The 17601-nt window shown below is 44.9% G+C and carries 12 protein-coding genes; 3 read left to right on the plus strand and 9 right to left on the minus strand.

Features of this window, described 5'->3' with window-relative positions:
* The first annotated feature begins 77 nt into the window (after positions 1 to 77).
* On the plus strand, positions 78 to 1925 hold the full coding sequence (locus VA249_RS04960; protein ID WP_128811197.1) for an extracellular solute-binding protein: 1848 nt from the start codon (positions 78 to 80) through the stop codon (positions 1923 to 1925).
* Between the two features lie 134 nt (positions 1926 to 2059).
* Here VA249_RS04960 and VA249_RS04965 read toward each other — a convergent pair whose 3' ends face one another.
* Together VA249_RS04965 and VA249_RS04970 are read right to left on the minus strand one after the other, a co-directional pair.
* Positions 2060 to 2299, minus strand: coding sequence for a hypothetical protein (locus VA249_RS04965; protein WP_128811196.1), 240 nt, complete (start codon positions 2297 to 2299; stop codon positions 2060 to 2062).
* A 162-nt stretch (positions 2300 to 2461) separates the two neighbouring features.
* Complete coding sequence (locus VA249_RS04970) at positions 2462 to 3241, minus strand: hypothetical protein (RefSeq protein WP_221069159.1); 780 nt, start codon at positions 3239 to 3241, stop codon at positions 2462 to 2464.
* A gap of 232 nt (positions 3242 to 3473) precedes the next feature.
* Between VA249_RS04970 and VA249_RS04975 the strand changes: the two genes are divergently transcribed.
* Complete coding sequence (locus VA249_RS04975) at positions 3474 to 3866, plus strand: DUF4345 domain-containing protein (protein WP_221069160.1); 393 nt, start codon at positions 3474 to 3476, stop codon at positions 3864 to 3866.
* Positions 3867 to 3960: 94 nt separating this feature from the next.
* On the opposite strand, the gene VA249_RS04980 is transcribed toward VA249_RS04975, so the two are convergent.
* From VA249_RS04980 to VA249_RS05010, 7 genes are all read right to left on the minus strand, one after another.
* The gene (locus VA249_RS04980) at positions 3961 to 4530 is read right to left on the minus strand and encodes a PqiC family protein (protein WP_221069161.1); all 570 of its coding nucleotides are present in this window, start codon (positions 4528 to 4530) and stop codon (positions 3961 to 3963) included.
* The gene (gene pqiB, locus VA249_RS04985) at positions 4530 to 6176 is read right to left on the minus strand and encodes an intermembrane transport protein PqiB (protein ID WP_221069162.1); all 1647 of its coding nucleotides are present in this window, start codon (positions 6174 to 6176) and stop codon (positions 4530 to 4532) included. Before pqiB ends, VA249_RS04980 begins: the two co-directional genes overlap by 1 nt.
* Positions 6169 to 7500, minus strand: a complete 1332-nt coding sequence (locus tag VA249_RS04990; protein ID WP_221069163.1) for a paraquat-inducible protein A — start codon at positions 7498 to 7500, stop codon at positions 6169 to 6171. The genes pqiB and VA249_RS04990 overlap by 8 nt, the downstream gene beginning before the upstream one ends.
* Positions 7501 to 7646: 146 nt before the next feature.
* Complete coding sequence (locus VA249_RS04995) at positions 7647 to 8654, minus strand: substrate-binding domain-containing protein (RefSeq protein WP_221069164.1); 1008 nt, start codon at positions 8652 to 8654, stop codon at positions 7647 to 7649.
* 199 nt (positions 8655 to 8853) lie between these two features.
* Positions 8854 to 11946: a beta-galactosidase gene (locus VA249_RS05000; protein WP_221069165.1), complete on the minus strand. Its 3093-nt coding sequence runs from the start codon at positions 11944 to 11946 to the stop codon at positions 8854 to 8856.
* A gap of 90 nt (positions 11947 to 12036) precedes the next feature.
* Complete coding sequence (locus VA249_RS05005) at positions 12037 to 12912, minus strand: MalM family protein (protein WP_221069166.1); 876 nt, start codon at positions 12910 to 12912, stop codon at positions 12037 to 12039.
* A gap of 69 nt (positions 12913 to 12981) precedes the next feature.
* Entirely contained in the window at positions 12982 to 14223 is a 1242-nt protein-coding gene (locus VA249_RS05010) for a carbohydrate porin (protein WP_221069167.1), read from the minus strand.
* A gap of 903 nt (positions 14224 to 15126) precedes the next feature.
* Between VA249_RS05010 and VA249_RS05015 the strand changes: the two genes are divergently transcribed.
* Positions 15127 to 17244 (plus strand): alpha-galactosidase, encoded by a 2118-nt coding sequence (locus VA249_RS05015; RefSeq protein ID WP_221069168.1) that lies wholly within the window; start codon positions 15127 to 15129, stop codon positions 17242 to 17244.
* Positions 17245 to 17601: the final 357 nt, after the last annotated feature.

Below are 17601 nucleotides of genomic sequence, written 5' to 3' on the forward strand. Positions count from 1 at the left end.
TAAAGCGTAGTTCCTTTGAGATTCACTTGTTGCTATTCAGTAAGCCTTGCCGTGCATACACAACAAGGAAGAATACGATGATGAAAAACCTGCCAATTGCGGCACTGGCGACATTGGCTGCAACCAGTTTTCAGCTTAATGCCACTGCGCTTCCAGCAGATATCGAATGGATTTCAAATAACAATGAGCCGCTATTTGCTTCAGAAGAAGCGGTGAGAGGCGGAACGTACCGCACTTATATTCCGAGTTTTCCTCAAACTCTACGTAGTGTCGGTCCAGATGCGAACTCAGGGCTACGTCAATATTTAATGGACGGAACGCCAAAGCTTGCTCAACGCCATCCTAATACTGGCAAGTGGATCCCTCAATTGGCGAAAGCATGGGCATTTGGTGATGATTTTAAGACGGTTTATTTTCAGCTAGATGAAACCGCAAAATGGTCTGATGGTGAGAAGATCACCGCCGATGACTACGTATTTATGATGAAGTATTACACTTCAGAAGACATCATTGATCCATGGTACAACGACTTCTTCAAAACAAGCATTGTTGGTGTTGAAAAAATTGATGATTACACCATTAAAGTGAACCTTGCCGTGGCACAAAGTCATGATTCGCTGATGGTGTTGATTAACATGCCAAGTAATGGTTTTCAACCGCGTCCGGAGCACTATTTTGATGGTGAGAAAGACGAAAATAACGATGGCATGCCAGACAACTTTGTTCGTAAATTTAACTTCAAAACAGAGCCTACAGCTGCCCCTTACTTCATTGATAAAGTGAAAAAGGGCAAAAGCGTTACGTTTAAACATGTTGGTGAAGATTGGTGGGGTTACAACAATCGTTATTACAAAAATCGTTACAACGTAAACAAAGTGCGTATTACCGTTATCCGTGATCAAGACATCGCGATGAAACATTTTGAAAAAGGGAACCTAGATTACTTTGAGATGGTTCTGCCGAATCTTTGGCACGATAAAACGGGCAGTGATGGCTATAAAAAAGGTTACATCCAAAAATACTGGGGCTTCAATCAGTCACCTCAAGGTGCGGGTGGTTTATGGATGAATACCGCCATGCCGATGTTAGATAACCTAGAAGTGCGTAAGGGCATTATGGCGGCAACAGACTATGATGGCATGATCGAAAATATCATGCGAGGGGATTACTCTCGCAAACCTCACGGCCTAGGGTTTGGGCATGGGGAGTATGATAACCCAGACAACACACCACCAAAATTTGATGCAGCAGTTGCGGTAAAACATTTTGAGAATGCGGGCTTTGATAAAGTCGGTTCAGATGGTATCCGCGTCAATGATAAAGGTGAACGTTTAAGTTTTGCCATCACCTATGGGTATAACTTCCTTACACCAAGAGTTGCTTATTTGAAAGAGCAGGCGAAATTGGCGGGGCTTGATTTTACTTTGAATCTTGTCGATGGATCTTCTGCGTTTAAGTACGTATTGGAGAAAAAACACCAGTTAGCTTTCTTGAATATGGGATCAGGTGAAATCCCAGCTTATTGGGAGTACTTTCACTCAGACAATACCAATAAACCCCAAACGAATGCGCATACGAACTACAGTAGCCCAGAGCTTGATAAACTGATAGAAACGTACGATAACGAATTTGATCAGCAGAAACGTTATGAGTTGTCTCGTCAGATCCAGAAGTATGTGGGCGATGCGAACGTGATCGTACCTGGCTATATGGTGCCATATACTCGTTACGCTCACTGGCGTTGGGTCAAGATTGCTGACGATGGTATGACAAAAAATACCGAATGGATTTTGCACCCAATGGACATTGGTAATTTCTGGCTAGATACATCGGTTAAGAAAGAAACAGAAAAAGCAATGAAGAGTGGGAAAGCCTACCCTGAAACAACGGTAATTGACGACCGTTATAAGCTTTCTGCCAATTAGTGAACTCTCTTTCAATTCGTTAGTGAGCACTAAACCAATAGAATTGCTGTTCAACGAATAATTGAAGAATTTACTCATTAAAACGCCCCGAGTCTTAATTGATTTGGGGCGTTTTATTTGACGGTTAAAAGTAGTTAGCTGACCAAGTACGATGCTTCTAGCAGGTAAGTCTTCACATCACCGAGAGCAGAAAACTCTTTATCAATGATCATAAAGCGTTCATCAATAGAGTCACGAGAGATAATTTCTTTAAACGCATTCAACACAATGGCTTCATTTGTTTTGAAAAACAGGTGCACATTTTCTACCTGTATCTTATGGATATGCTCTACTTTGTTTAGAGCAGTGATTAGATCAGAAATAGTAATCGACATTGCAGCTCAAGCGCCTTATCTAAAGACCATGTGGTCAGATGATGGATGTTTTAAATTGCGCGTAGAGTATATGAGTCTTCCTTTTCTAAATATGATTAAGATCAGTGAGTGAGCGCTTCCTGAGCATTTAACGCTCTAAAATTGTTACGCAACATATAGACCTTAAAAATACAACCCGAGCCCTATTAGCATGCCATGTGATGCAGTATCGTATTCAAAGGTGCCTTCATTGGCGTAATCAACCCAAGTCGATTTGTATGCAAGGTTAATATCGGACCAATCGTTCATTCGGTAACGGAGTCCAATCTGTGTCGCGTAAGTAAAACGGGTGTCTGCGCCTAAGCCTGCATCGAGACTCGCATGAAAACGCCAATTATTCGTGAGGTCATTGAGCCATCTTACGCCCATCAAAAAATCGACCCAGTCGTCTTTGATGTTGAGTCTATCCACCAGAATACGATTGTCATTACGATACACTTTGCCTTTGATGTCATTGTCCCACCAACGTAAACCAAACATGTAGTCGATCATTCCGAACGAATACACTTCACGTTGAAACGCTTTTGCTTCAAGCACGCCTTGTCGTACTTCCAAATCTGCGCGATACGTTATGTTAGGTAATAGGCCAGACAAGTTGTTCACATCACCGCTCAAATTCATAAAGCTATAATCGATGTAGTAGCCCCACTTGTTTTGATATACGCCCTCTAAACGAGCCATCGCTCCAATATCGATATGGTCCATGATGAACTTCGGGTCAACATCCAAACTGGATGAAAAATTACCCATGGTCGCATCACCGTTTATATTGAGTGCCAACATATAGATTTCCACACTGTGTTGCCAAGGGCTTTGTGGTGATGTTGTCTCTGCAGACAAAGCACAGGGAATTGCGGTAAGTGAGGAGATAAGAGCAATGGAGGGGAGAGCTATTTTAGTCATATCAACGTCCGTGTGAATGAAAATACTAAATTGATTGCGCATAATTAGCGTAGAGCATGCGGTGAGGATTTCCAAATTTCGAATGCGTGACGAATCCCATTTCAATATAGAGTTGACAGATAAGGTTCAGCGAATTGCATTGGTGCAGGCTAATATTATTTTATCCATTAGTAATGCAACGTGTTTCGTTTATTGACTATGCTGTAAATCATGCAGCCAACCAGGACATACCATGAAAATTCAGAGCTCTTTTCTTCTCTTTGCAACAGCCGGTCTCATCCCCATAGCTTTGTCTTATGGTTTTTCACCTGTTGATTCGCTTTCTTTCTTATTTGGGATTGATGCTTCACCAGTTAATGTCAGTCACATTTTTCGTGCGGTTATGGGGTTGTATTTGGCGCTTGCCATGTTTTGGGTTATTGGTGCATTCAATGCTAAATACCGCCTAGCTGCGCTCTATAGTTTAGTTATTTTTATGCTGGGTTTAGCGACTGGTCGAATGTTGAGCTTACTGGTTGATGGTATGCCACATTGGTTATTAGTTGTTTACCTGTTATTGGAGCTTGGCTTCGGTATTTTGGGGTTGAAGATGATCAGAATAGAAGATCAAAACGAGGAGAAGTGAGTACTTTAAAATAGTATTCATTGAGAAAAATGCACTACTCAATTTCGGGGGAGATGAAAGTCGCCCACTCATAAAACAGAGTGGGCGAAAATAATCAGAGTTGTGTTGCGATTTGATCGGTCAGGTTGTTTAACCCGATAGAAAGGGCATCCACTAAAGCATCATAACCCTCATCCTGCAATGGCATACTAATCTTGATAGGAGCGCTACTCTTGGCTTTGCCATTGGCATCAATGAGTAGCCATTCCCCTTCAATTTCCGCGTTACCATCATAACTGCCATTAAACTTGCTAAGTGTCAGCTGCAGTTTATTCTCGCTAGTTTGATCAAGAAGGTTATTCACTTCAACAGGCCAATATTGGCTTTGTTTGCCACGTAATTCATTGATCACACGTTGAGTGATTTGTTCAGAAATACTGTGCGCCCACTGATTGTGTTTTGCCTGAATGATTTGGGTTTCTGAAGTACGATAAACAATACCACTATCAGCGAGGTAACTTGCAAGCACTACTGGACGCACGACCAACTGAGGGCGTTGAGCGATCACTGAATCGTTTATTGTTACGGAGCTTGCTTCTGGTAATACATATAGCGCGTTCGAATTTTCCGGTGCGCTGCTACAGGCTGCCAAAAGAGCAGAAATCAATAAAAGTCCACGTTTCATTATTTTTGCCCTCTAACTGGGATTGGATCATTGATGTCATCTTCACCAAATACCAATGAGTTTGGTTTCTCATTGAGCTGTTTTAATACAGGTTTGAACTCACTCATCACTTGTTCAAGCTCTTGCAGTGTTGATTCCATTTCACTGTACATGGTTGAGTTTGGACCGTAGCCATCCAGTGTTTTTTGCAGTTGCTGTAGGCTTTGGCGAATATCTGCCGGAATTTGTTGTGTGTCGCTTTGATTCAGAAGTTTATCAACGCTACTCGCAACACGCTCTGCAGACGCGAGCGTGCGCTCAGATGTTTTCAATGTCGCATTTAAGGAATCTAACGTCTCTTCCATCGGTAAACGGTTGATCTTGGTTAGGAACTCATTGACTTGTCGCTGCACTTGAGCAAACCCACCTTGTTTGGTTGGGAATACATCTAGTCCTTCAAACTGGCTAGGCACATAAGGTTTTTCTTCAGGATAGAAATCCGTATCAATATACAATGCCCCTGTCAGTAAGTTACCGGTTTTGAGTGTTCCTCGTAGCCCTTTAGCAAATTCGTTTTTGAGCTGCTCTTTAAACATTGGCAGTTTGGTCGATGGTAAATTTTCATACACACGACCCAGTTCGATGCGAACCAGTACAGGGATCTTCTTCGCAGAGAAATCTTCTTCCGGCGTTGGCATGCGCATCGGCACTTTCATGACGGTGCCAATACGAAGGCCTCGATACTCAACCGGAGCTTTGCGTTTTAGCCCGCGTACGGATTCTTCAAACATCATGACAAATTGAATGTAGTCGTCGTACATACCCTCTCGAACCTGTTTGACATCGTCGAATAGGCGGAATTGGGTCATGTTTTCGGTGACTTCACTGCCCGTACCTGCACCAGGAATGGTGTCAAAAGTGACACCGCCAGTGATTAAGCTTTCTAATGAACCAAACTTAACTTCAAAACCCTCTGCATTGAGCTGTAAATCAATGCCAGAAGTTAGCCAGAAGTGCGTTTTCGTGCGCACTAGGCTATCGTATGGTTTAAAGATAAACAGTTGATATAAAGCTCTACGTGAGTCGACATCAAAACTGGTTTTTTCAACTCGACCAACAGTAAACCCTTTATAGATGACAGGATCACCCACGCCGAGTTTACCTGCCTCACGATGGGTAAGTACCAAACGCAAACCTTCTGCATCAGGTGCTGCCACAGGAGGAATATCAAGGACATTAAAATGCTCTTTTACTATTTTAGAGTTGCCTGGTTGCAGTTGGATGTACGCGCCAGAAAGTAGAGTTTCTAAGCCTGAGACACCATCGCGGCCTATGCGCGGTTTTACTACCCAAAACATCGAATCTTCACTCAACATTCGTTTCGCGTCTTTGTTCATTTGTGCGGTAGCAATGATGTGATCGTAGTCTTTGCTGAGCTTGACGTCAGTGATCACGCCAACTTTTACATTTAGCGCTTTAATCTCAGTTTTTCCGACTTCGATACCCTCTGCGGTTGGGAGCTTAAGCGTGATCTGTGGCCCAGTACTGGTTACGTATTGGAACAGCATCCAAGCCCCCATCGCTAAAGCAAGAATCGGTACTATCCATATCGCAGAAACCTGCTTTTTAGGCTTTATTTGAGCGGTTGCCTGATTATCGTCACTCATATTTAGCTTTCTCAGTTAAGTTATTCGTTTGTGGTTTCTGCGTATTATGATGAGGTTGTTGCCAAAGCAAACGTGAATCAAAAGTCATGGCAGAAAGCATGGTTAAAATAACTACGGCAGCAAAGGATAGCGCCGCAGGGCCTGGGTAAATCGCCATTAAGTTATGCAGTTGAACCAGCGCAACTAAGATAGCGACAACAAAAATATCGATCATCGACCAACGGCCAATAAACTCAGTTATGCGATAGACTTTAAGGCGCGAGATGCTTTCCTCGGGCGGTAAATACTGCGCTTTTTGTGCATTGTAATAGAGCCAAGCTAGCGCCAGCATTTTCGCCATTGGGATAAAAACACTTGCAAAGAAAATGACCATTGCAATCGGGTAAGAGCCAAGGTTCCAAAGCAATATCACTCCTTCCATGATGGTTGAGCCCTCCGATTTTCCGAGGCTAACGGTATACATCATCGGGTATAAATTGGCTGGGATATAAAAAATAATGGAAGCAAACAATAATGCCCACGCTTTTTGCAAATTATCGCTTGGGTTATAGCGATGAATAGGACTATGACAACGAATGCATTTTTGGTGCTTTTTGTCAGCGATAGGATTGAGCTGGTGGCAAGTATGGCAACCGATATGATTGTGGGTATGGTGCGTATCCCCTTCTTTGATGTTTGGAACATCGATCACGGGAATAAAGTGGCCCCACAGCCAACTTCTATCAACCATGGAAATGCATTTTACGACCAATACGGTATAGAGACAGAATGCCCAAAACGAGTTACCCATCCCGATTTCTGCGAGTGCGGCAATTTTTATCAAGCTTACGAGTACGCCAATTAAGAACACATCCACCATTAGCCATGGCTCGACACGGAAGATAATACGGCACAATACGGTAGCGGTACGCTGGTGCTTTTTAGATAACGCGTTTTGACGAGTTTTTAGGGCCTGGATATGCAAAAAGAGAATAAGACTGACGTAAATACCGGGCAGGACCAATACTGTCCCAAGTAGCAGCGCACCGAGCAAGGCATTATGAAATTCAGCCAACATTTTGGCCGCATGCATTAACGTAATTTCTTGCGATAAGCCTTGTACGCTAAATGACATAAAGGGAAATGAAACACTCAATACCAACATGATCAAACACGCAACAGATACCGCAATCATGCTTTGGTAAGGCTTAGCATTGATTTTTGTCAGTGAATGATTGCAGCGAGGGCAATGTGCTTTTTGCCCTTGATCGATGTCAGGAATGCGGACCACTAAGCCGCATTCTTCACAGGCAATCAGTTGTTGTGAGTTAGGTTGAGTATTCATTCAGTAACTATTTTTGAAAGTTAGGTTTTAAGAATACTATTTTTTTACAATATGCGCTTGTTTTACTTAGTTATAGCTCTCGGTTACTTGGCTCTAGCTCTGGGTTACAAGGGTATGGCTCTGGGTTATATGGCGATAGCACCGGTTTACTTTGGGTTTGAGCCTACAGATGCACGACGCACAAGGATTGGCATAAAGAGTTTACACTCAGAACGTTCCATTTCTTGACCTGCAACCAACTGTAGGGAAAGTTTCACCGCTTCGTTTGCCATTACTTGAATTGGGTAGCGAATGGTTGTCAACCGAGGGTATATATAACGGGCGATGTGGCCATCATCAAAGCCAATGACGGACATGTGCTCAGGGATGTTAATGCCATTTTCTTGCAGTAAGGTCATACAGCCAGCGGCCATATAGTCGTTGTAGGTGGCGATTGCTGTAACCGGAGTGTTTTTGGCTAACAAGTTGACAATGGCCTGCTCACCGCCAGTTTCATCTGGCTCACCATATTCAATGTACTCTTCGCGAATCTCGATGCCGTTGTCGCGCAGCGCATCTAGATAGCCTTCGCGTCTGTCATGAGCATCTTCGATATCATGATTTGAGCAAAGATAACCAATATGTCGATGACCATTACGAATAAGATGCTCGGTCGCGATGTAGGAGCCTTTACGGTTATCGAGAGCAATACAACGAGAAGCCATGTTTGGTACTACTCGGTTGATTACGACTAGGCCGGGAATATCATCTGCGAGTGATGTGAGTTCGGCATCGGTCATGCCCTTACTGTGGACTACTAACGATTCACATTGGCTGTCGAGCAGCATATTAATGGCATTGCGTTCTTTGAGCGCATCGTGATAACCACTACCAATAAGAAGCTGCTTTCCTTGCTCGTTTGCAATGGTGTCGATGGCTTTGACCATGGTGCCAAAAAACGGTGCCGATACATCGTTAACTAAAACACCAATGGCATTTGAGGATTTGTTCACCAAAGCACGAGCATTGGCATTGGGGCGATAACCAAGTTTTGCCATTGCTTCTTTAACAGCAACAATAGCTGCATCACTAGTGTGAGGCGCGTTATTGATCACGCGAGATGCGGTTGCAATGGATACGCCTGCTTCTTTTGCGACGTCTTTGATAGTAGCCATAGGGAGGGAACTCAGGATCTGAAATTTGCTTTATTTAACAATGCAAGGCGGATGAACTCAAACACCCAAGTGAGAATAGTGGCGGTGTATCAAGCTTTTAAAACAAATAGAAGTCGCTTGAACAAAAAATCCCCAAGCCGAAACTTGGGGATAGAACCACACTGACGTGTTGTGGGGTTATTATGTTTCTTTGGACGCGTTATTGAGCAGGCTTGAATGTCACTCGGTACGCGTATTGATTGTCCGTTAATTGGAATTCTTTGTGTACGCTTGGACTCCAAGAGTCATCACCGCCGACACCCATGTGTTTATGGTCTAGGCGCACATAAATCTTCTCTTCTGCAACCAAATCGTTAGTGTGTTTCGCTGCTGCTAAGTGCTGCTGAGCGTACTGACTCACACTGAACTGGAAGTCACCCGAGACTTCTAACTCATTCACCTTCAACCATTGCGTACCACAGCGTAGACCACTGTCTGTAGGGAAAATGTACGGCGTATGCATTTGCTCAAGTGTCTGTGTGTGTAAGCCGAAACGTGCTGCTGCCAAGCGGTCAGGGTAGTTTTCAAACGGGCCTAAACCTTGCCATGTGATCGGTGCATTTTGCTCATTTAATGGCAGTTCGAACTCCAAACCGATGCGTGGCATTGGTGGTAAATCATCAGCCAGCTTCACATCGACAGCCAATGTCATTTCACCGCTGTTGCTCAGTGTGTGCGTCCAAGTGGTGATCGCTTGTACTTCACCATTAAAATGGTAAGCGAAGGTCGAGGTCACTTTCACTGCATGCGTCAGGGTTTCACTGCGGCAAGCGACACATTGACGCTCCCATTGGCCGATCCCCGCCATGTCCCAACGACACATCCAAGCGTTTGGATCGACATTGTCGATTTCGCTCACGCCGATGTCGTTATCCAGTGGTGCACGGAAGAAGTTGTCTTGTGGTGCCGCAAGCATTTGCGTTTTGCCATCAACATGCCAGTCGGTCATCAAGCCAGTTTGTCTATCCCAACGCCATTGATGTTTTTCATCCAAGCTAGACACCAAAATGGTGTTGTCTTGCTGCGTTAGCATTGGGGCTGGTTGCATTTCCAATACTGGAAGAACAAGGCCTACTGTATTACGTAGCGCCATTTGCTCAGAAGCGACGACGTGCTCAGCTTCCGCCCAAGGTGTTGCAGCAATCAGAGTAATGTCGGTATTTAAGTGGTATTGCGCCTGCGCTTTTGGAGCGAAGCTAAGGGCAATCTCAATACTTGCTTGGCTGTCTGCTTCCACGTTAAGCGCGAATGACCCCGTTTGGATGACTTTGCCATCTTCTAGTAGTGACCAGTTCAATTGCTCATTATCGGTCGCGCGGAACAAGTTCTCGTTAGTCACTAACAGTGTACAAGCGTCTTTGGTTTGCTCTTGTAGTGACACCGTGATCATGCGTTGGCAGTATTTTGCTTCTTCCAACGTTGGATGAACCGTGCGATCTGGGAAGATCAAACCGTTGATGCAGAACTGACGGTCATTGATTTCATCACCAAAGTCGCCGCCGTAGGCCCAGAAGTGTTGACCGTTCTGATCCCATTGGCTCAAGCCTTGATCCACCCAATCCCAAATAAAGCCGCCTTGTAGGCGAGGGTAATCGCGGAACGCATCCCAGTAATCATTAAAGCTACCCAGACTGTTGCCCATCGCGTGTGCGTATTCACACAAAATCAAAGGGCGAGTTTCATTTGGCAACGACACCCATTTCTTGATTGCCCATTTAGGCACAGCTTCGTCTTCAATGACCGTATTCACGCGCGCGTACATTGGCGCAATGATGTCGGTTGCTGTGGTGTTTGAACCACCGCCTTCGTACTGCACTGGGCGAGAAGGGTCGTAGTTTTTAGACCAAGCGTACATCGCATTATGGTTGCTGCCGTGACCGGATTCGTTACCTAAAGACCAGATGATGATCGATGGGTGGTTTTTATCACGCATCACCATTTGGGTGTAGCGGCTCATGTAAGCGTGCGCCCATTGTGGATCGCTCGATAGGCGATTCATTGGCTGCATGCCATGCGTTTCGATGTTCGCCTCATCGCACACGTACAAGCCGTATTGGTCACACAGTTCGTACCAACGAGGGTGGTTTGGGTAGTGCGCCGTACGTACCGCGTTGAAGTTGTATTGTTTCATCAAGCAGATGTCACGGATCATGTCTTCTTCTGTCATCACATGACCAAGCTCTGGGTGATGTTCGTGACGGTTCACACCGCGGATCAGCAAAGGCTTACCGTTTAGCTTCAATTGGCCATCGGTGATTTCGACTTTACGGAAGCCCACTGGGTACGCTTCGCTTTCTAGGTGCGTGCCGTTTTCATCCAACAGTGAAACGACTAAGCGGTAAAGGTTCGGTGTTTCCGCTGTCCATTTCTTTGGCTCGCGTACGTGCAATGTTTGGAATACCACGTCATCCCACGTGCCACGTTCGTCAATACGACGGTTGTGCGGACGGTCGATACGTGGCTCTGTCACAGCTTGTTCACCGTCAAACAGCTGCACTTGAACTTGGTAGGTGTCCGGCGCAGAAATTGAAGTCACAACCGACAGAGAACCATCGCGGTAACACGCGTCTAAATCCGGTGTGATGAACACATCTTCAATGCAGTGCTGTGGCTTAGACAGCAAAGTCACGTCGCGGAAGATACCGCTTAGCCACCACATATCTTGGTCTTCTAGGTAGCTGCCATCACACCAGCGAATGACCATTACCGCTAAGCTGTTTTCACCCGCGACAAGGTAAGGCGTTAGGTCGAATTCAGATGGTAGGCGGCTGTCTTGACTGTAGCCGACCCAAGAGCCATTACACCAAAGGTGGAAAGCCGAGTTCACACCATCTAAGATAATGCGTTGTGTGTTCGCAAGGTCTGCTTGTGAAAGTAACACGGTAGTGCGGTAGCAACCCGTAGGGTTATCACTTGGTACAAACGGCGGGTTTACCTCAAATGGGTATTTCACGTTGGCGTAGATAGGCTTATCGTAACCTTGAAGTTGCCAGTTAGATGGAACAGTAATGTTATCCCAGTTGGTGTCGTTGAATTGCGTTTCAATGAACTCACCATCAACTTGCTCTGGTGCATCAAACAGTTTGAATTTCCATTGTCCGTTCAGCAATTTTCGCTGAGCATGAACACCATCGCGTGCATGGTCAATATTGCGGAAGCTGGAAAGAGGGCTGTGAGCCTTAAGGCAGTGAATGTTCACTGATTGTGGGTTTTCCCAGTCGCGTCTTTGGAGAATGTCTGAAAATGCCTTCATGGTGTTCCTACTTAACTTTTTGTTTCTAATTTTGTTTCGCTCCCGCAATAGGTGCAGAAGCGAGCGAGTCTGCATTTTTGTCGTGAAGCGTTATTTCGCTAGTTGCTTCACGAGATAATCATTCGCTTGAGTAAAGCCTTGCTGTTCCGCGTGATTCGCAATCTCAGCGGCTTGTTTTACATCGTTATCTTTGAGTGCTGTATCGATTTGAGATTGATACAACGACCATTCGTCTTGCGTTTCTGGCGATGCAGCCGGCGTTAACTCTGTCTTGGCTGTTTCATTGGATTGTGTGCCCAATTCAGCCAACAGTGTTAGCACGACATTGTTGTTGGAGGCACTTACCGTCACGTCAATAACACCAAAAGGTTGGTATTTCGCTTTGAGGGGAAGTTGTTTATTGCCAATGACGTTTTGCGATTCAGCGTAAACTTCTTCTTGACGCTTACGGTTTAGTTCCGCGTCTAATAGTGATGGATCTGAAGCAATCACGATGTACTTCGCACCGTTGAGTTGCGGGTTTATTGTTACCACTTTCTCGATACGCTCCAAGCCGCGCATGCCCGTTGTGTGGTAGTTAAAGTCTTTCGCTGAGTAATCGTTTAGAAGCTGCCATTTCGCGTCGTAAATCAGGACATTCGCAGCAAATAGCGCATTTTTGTCAACATAAGAGCGAACGAGCAGCGAGAATGGCGCATCAGACGAAATCTGGTAGGTCATCACTGGCAGTGCTTGTGATGATGCGGAATCTGAAGAAAGTAAAACCGCGCGGCTTACGCTTGGCAAATCCGCATCCATGACCATTTGCTGGTGGAATGGAACCGATAGGGCAGTCAGAGGCAAAGACGCCAATGTTGAGCAGCAAGCTTGATTGCTCAAATCGGTATTGAACGCTTGTTCTGGTAAGCCACTGCATGCTGTTAGAGACAGTGCAATAAATAAAGTAGCGAGCGGTTTTAGTTTCATCTGTTTTGTCCTGTTTGGGGGGAGCACGTCGCTCTCCCCATTGGGTTCAAAAATAGTAGCCGGATTGGGTTACCACCATGTTTCGACGTTAAAGCCGAAAGTTACTTCGTCTACATTTTTCGCATTGATACTTTGTGCCTGACCATAGGTTTTAGAACCACGGTTCCACTCGTCGGTTTTTTCTGAGTAGGTTGCGAATAGACGAATGGATGGACGAGCCCAAACTCCTTTACCAGCTTGAAACATTTGTGCCACGGTCACTTTGTACATGTCGTTAGTACCTGCGCCGTTTTGTGCTTCAACCGATTCGTAACCAACTTCTAGTGCGGTTGCCATGTATTCAGTCCAGCTGTATTGAGGGCGAGCACCAACGCTGAACCATTTATCACCATCGTTGTTATCAAGATTTTTGTCTTGGTACGCGATGGAATACATCACTTGGAAATCTTCATTCACGTTCAGATCGCCAGAGTTGAAGATTCGCCAGCTGTAACCATCATGCTCAACACCTGTGCTGTACTTGCGATTGGAGCCACCTTCAGCACTCATCAGGCCGCCAGCCAGCGCATCAGTTCCATATTGGAAAGCGAACGTATTTGAACCGTAGTCCCAAGCTTGGCGGTAAAGCGCTGAGAGCATAGCGCCAGACGTGGTGATGTCGCTTTGGTCATAGCTAGAGTTTTGAGTGAAAACGTAGTTCAAGCCAACGGTTAGATCCGCGCTGTCGCTCAGTTCAATTTCGCTTAGTCGAGCATCAATGTTATGAAGCGTACGGTCATCAGCGCTGGATTTTGGTGCCATCCACGCAATATGACCTTTTGCAAAGCCAAGATCCCAGTTTTCAATACCGATACCTGTGCTTGAGGTATCCCAGTATTTGATATCGATCATGTGAACTTCATGACGACGGTAAAAACGTTCACCAGCCCAAATCGTGGCATCTGCTTGACCATCGAACAGACCGTGACCCGCAGACCACATTTGAATAAGGCTAACATCACCCCAGCTTTCACCACTGCCAAGGTATAATGTAGTATCAAAGTAGGCCTCGCCTTGCTGCCAAACGTCCGCTTTTACGCCTGCTTCCCACCAGTTCAACTCATTACCAAGACGATAGTTACCGTAACCTTGGGTTGCACGAATCACGTCATTACGTTCACCTTTTCCGTCATTGTGCTGGTCGTTATCAGTGTAAATGTTGCCCCACTTGGCGTAGCCAAAGTACGTTACGTTTTCCACTGCTGCGATCCCAGCAAGAGGGGTTAGGGCTAGGGTTAACCCAAGCGCTCTTACAAGCGTCTTTTGTTTCATGAAGTGTCTCCATTTTATTTTTATTTATGGATTTGTTTTTTATTTGAGTCCTAACTCGCTGCGCAGTGTAAATAAACTCTGGAAACGTTTTCATGATGAGGTTGGCATTTTTGGTCTATTGATGGGTTTATTACTATTTTGTGTGATTTTGATCTCTTAATTTTGCTCGTTCGGCACATATTAAGCTCGATTTTTAAGATAGTTGTCTGGAATCGTTTTCTTGATCTGGGGTGTATGTGGATAAAAAGTTGGCGGGTGGTGAGCTAGGGAAATAGTAAAGATGGTTTTAAGACGTTGTATTTACTTATTTATATTGAGGTTGTGAAAAGTTGGAGGAGGAAAGGTAGCCCAACTGAAGTCAATTGGGCGTGTGAGACAAAGAAGTCTATACAGCAAGTGTTTGTGGCTGTTGAGCTCACGGCAATCGCTAGTATCGTCAAGCTGGGATTATTAGTTAGGACCCAAGAGAGACACTTCACAGGAATCTCGAAGTCCTAAGAATACGGTGGTCGGTTAACCACTGCAAGGGGCGAAAGGGCTAAGTGAGTGTTATGTAGGCAAATGAAATCGTGCATTAATAAAGAAGAGCGAGTAGACGGTGAAATTCTATCGTTTTATTGATGTTTTTGTGGTCTTATACTATTGAATTATATCTTTATTTTTTGATTTCTATGTTTTGGTCTGGACTGGGTCTAGATTGGGTGCTCTACTTTTAGTCATCTGTAAAAAACGCAAATGAAATGACGGTTTGAAGTGAAACATAAGACAAGAACAACAATAGTACACTAATTAACAGTTTTGAAATTAGATTGTAAACGTTTCCATGAATTTGGTATGGGTCACAGATTATTTTGTTTTTTTCATTATGATGCGACGTAATTTCCAGTTCCAAGGTAAGACAAGATGATGGATAAAGCATTGATTGAGCTAGCAGGTCAGCAGACGCAATTGATTGTAGAGTTAGGTGAGTACGCCGAGATCCTACATTGGGGACAAAAAGTCAGTGGTGATCTTGAACGTTACCGACTAGCTCTGCAACGCCCTGTGCCATACGGACGGCTAGATGCAGACGTTTCAATAACTCTGCACCCTGAGCTTGGTCGCGGTGTGTTTAGTAGCCCTGGTGTAGAGGGGCATCGTAACGGACAAGATTGGGCGCCAGTGTTTGTTATCACGGATATTCAACAGACCAAAGATAGCTTAGTGATTGCAAGCGAAGACACTATTGCAGGCTTACACTTAACGACAGAGCTCAAGCTAGATGCACACGATGTTGTGAAAACTCGTCATACATTGACTAACGTTAAATCGGGCGTTTACCAAGTCAACCGTCTTGCCAATACCTTACCTTTACCCGCTCGTGCAAATGAGCTGATGACATACTACGGCCGTTGGGTGCACGAGTTTCAAACTGTTCGCCAGCCTTTATTGCAAGGCGGTTACCAACAAGAAAACCGTCGTGGACGTACCTCACATGAGCATTATCCTGCGCTTGTTGTTGGTACAACAAGCTTCGATGAAATGAGCGGTGATGTGTGGGGCTTCCATTTTGCATGGAGTGGTAATCACAGATTGCGTGTGGATGTAAAAGCAGATGGCCGTCGATACATGCAAGCGGAAGTCATCTATTTGCCGGGGGAAGTTGCGCTGAACGAGGGGGAAAGCGTAACCACTCCATGGCTGTATGCGAGTCACAGTCATACTGGCCTTAACGGTATGAGTCATCATTTCCACTCTCATGTACGCGAAACGATTTTACCGAGTGATTTCACGGACAAACCTCGCCCAATCCACCTTAATACGTGGGAAGGCATCTACTTCGACCACGATCCAGAATACATCATGTCGATGGCAACTCAGTCGGCGGAGATGGGGGTTGAACGCTTTATCATTGATGATGGTTGGTTCAAAGGGCGCAACGGTGACAAAGCTGGGCTAGGGGATTGGTTCCTATGTGAAACTAAGTATCCAAAGGGTTTGCAGCCGATAGTTGAGCACGTGAATAAACTCGGTATGGAATTTGGTCTGTGGTTCGAGCCAGAGATGATCAATAAAGATTCGGATTTATATCGTACTCATCCAGAATGGTTATTAGCCGTTGACGGTTACGAGCAGCCAACAGGTCGCAATCAATATGTGATTAATCTGCAAAATGACGATGCGTTTAACTTCTTGTTTGAGCGCTTGGATCATTTCTTATCGACTTACAACATCTCCTACATCAAGTGGGATATGAACCGTGAAGTTGTACAGCCAGCTCACCTCGGTCAGGCTGCGGCGCACAATCAAACCCAACGTTACTACCAGCTAGTCGATAAAGTTCGTGAAAAACACCCGAATGTAGAGATCGAATCTTGCGCCGCTGGTGGTGGTCGTATTGATTTTGAGGTTCTGAAACGCACGCATCGATTCTGGGCTTCGGACAACAATGACGCACTCGAGCGTCAAACCATTCAGCGTGGTATGAGCTATTTCTTCCCGCCAGAGGTCATGGGCAGTCACATTGGAGCAAGCCATTGTCACAGCACAAGGCGTCGCCACAGCATTGAATTCAGAGGTCTGACGGCACTGTTTGGTCACATGGGCATTGAGCTTGATCCGGTGAAAGAAGATCAAGCAGAAAAGCAAGGTTTTGAGCGCTATATCAAGCTGCATAAAATGCTGCGCCCACTGTTGCATAGCGGTCGAACATGGCGTGTGCCAACTGACGATAAAGCACATCAAATTCATGCGGTTGTCTCAAACGATCAATCGGAAGCAGTGGTGATGATTGCGCAGCTTGCGATGCCAACTAATTCGCTAAGTGGCCACTTGCGATTACCGGGGTTAGATCCAAAGGCGACATATAGCGTGTCCGTTTTAGATAAACCATCGAATTACGATGATATCGTTAATTATCAGCCACCTTGGACTGAATCGGGTTGCGAACTGTCAGGAGCTTGGTGTGAAGAAGTGGGATTAACTATGCCAATTCTTGATGCAGAAAGTGCAATGTTAGTGAAGTTTGAGCGTATTAGTTAACACTTTTCACTAAACTTCGCGATATTCGCGACATATCGATTATAAATCGTCAACGTATGCCGTGCATCCTATAAGGTTGTACGGCTTTTTGCGTTGTATTTTTATTAGTTAAATTGAAATCGTTTTCAGTGTCTAAATTATTAAGTTGATGATAACTAGCTAGTTTTTATTAGGTTTGGTCACGTTGTTTGTCTGAAATATTGTTCGATGTCTCATTTTAAAAACTTCCCTGTAAACGTTTCCATAAAGTGGTAATGGATCACAGTAACAAAAGTGGCAGGTCAGTAGCATTAGCATCGAAATATAAATAAAAGACGTCGACGTTATGAATTCTAGTTAGGGGAATGAATAGCAGTA

The organism is Vibrio alfacsensis, from assembly GCF_019670485.1.
GTDB lineage: Bacteria > Pseudomonadota > Gammaproteobacteria > Enterobacterales > Vibrionaceae > Vibrio > Vibrio alfacsensis.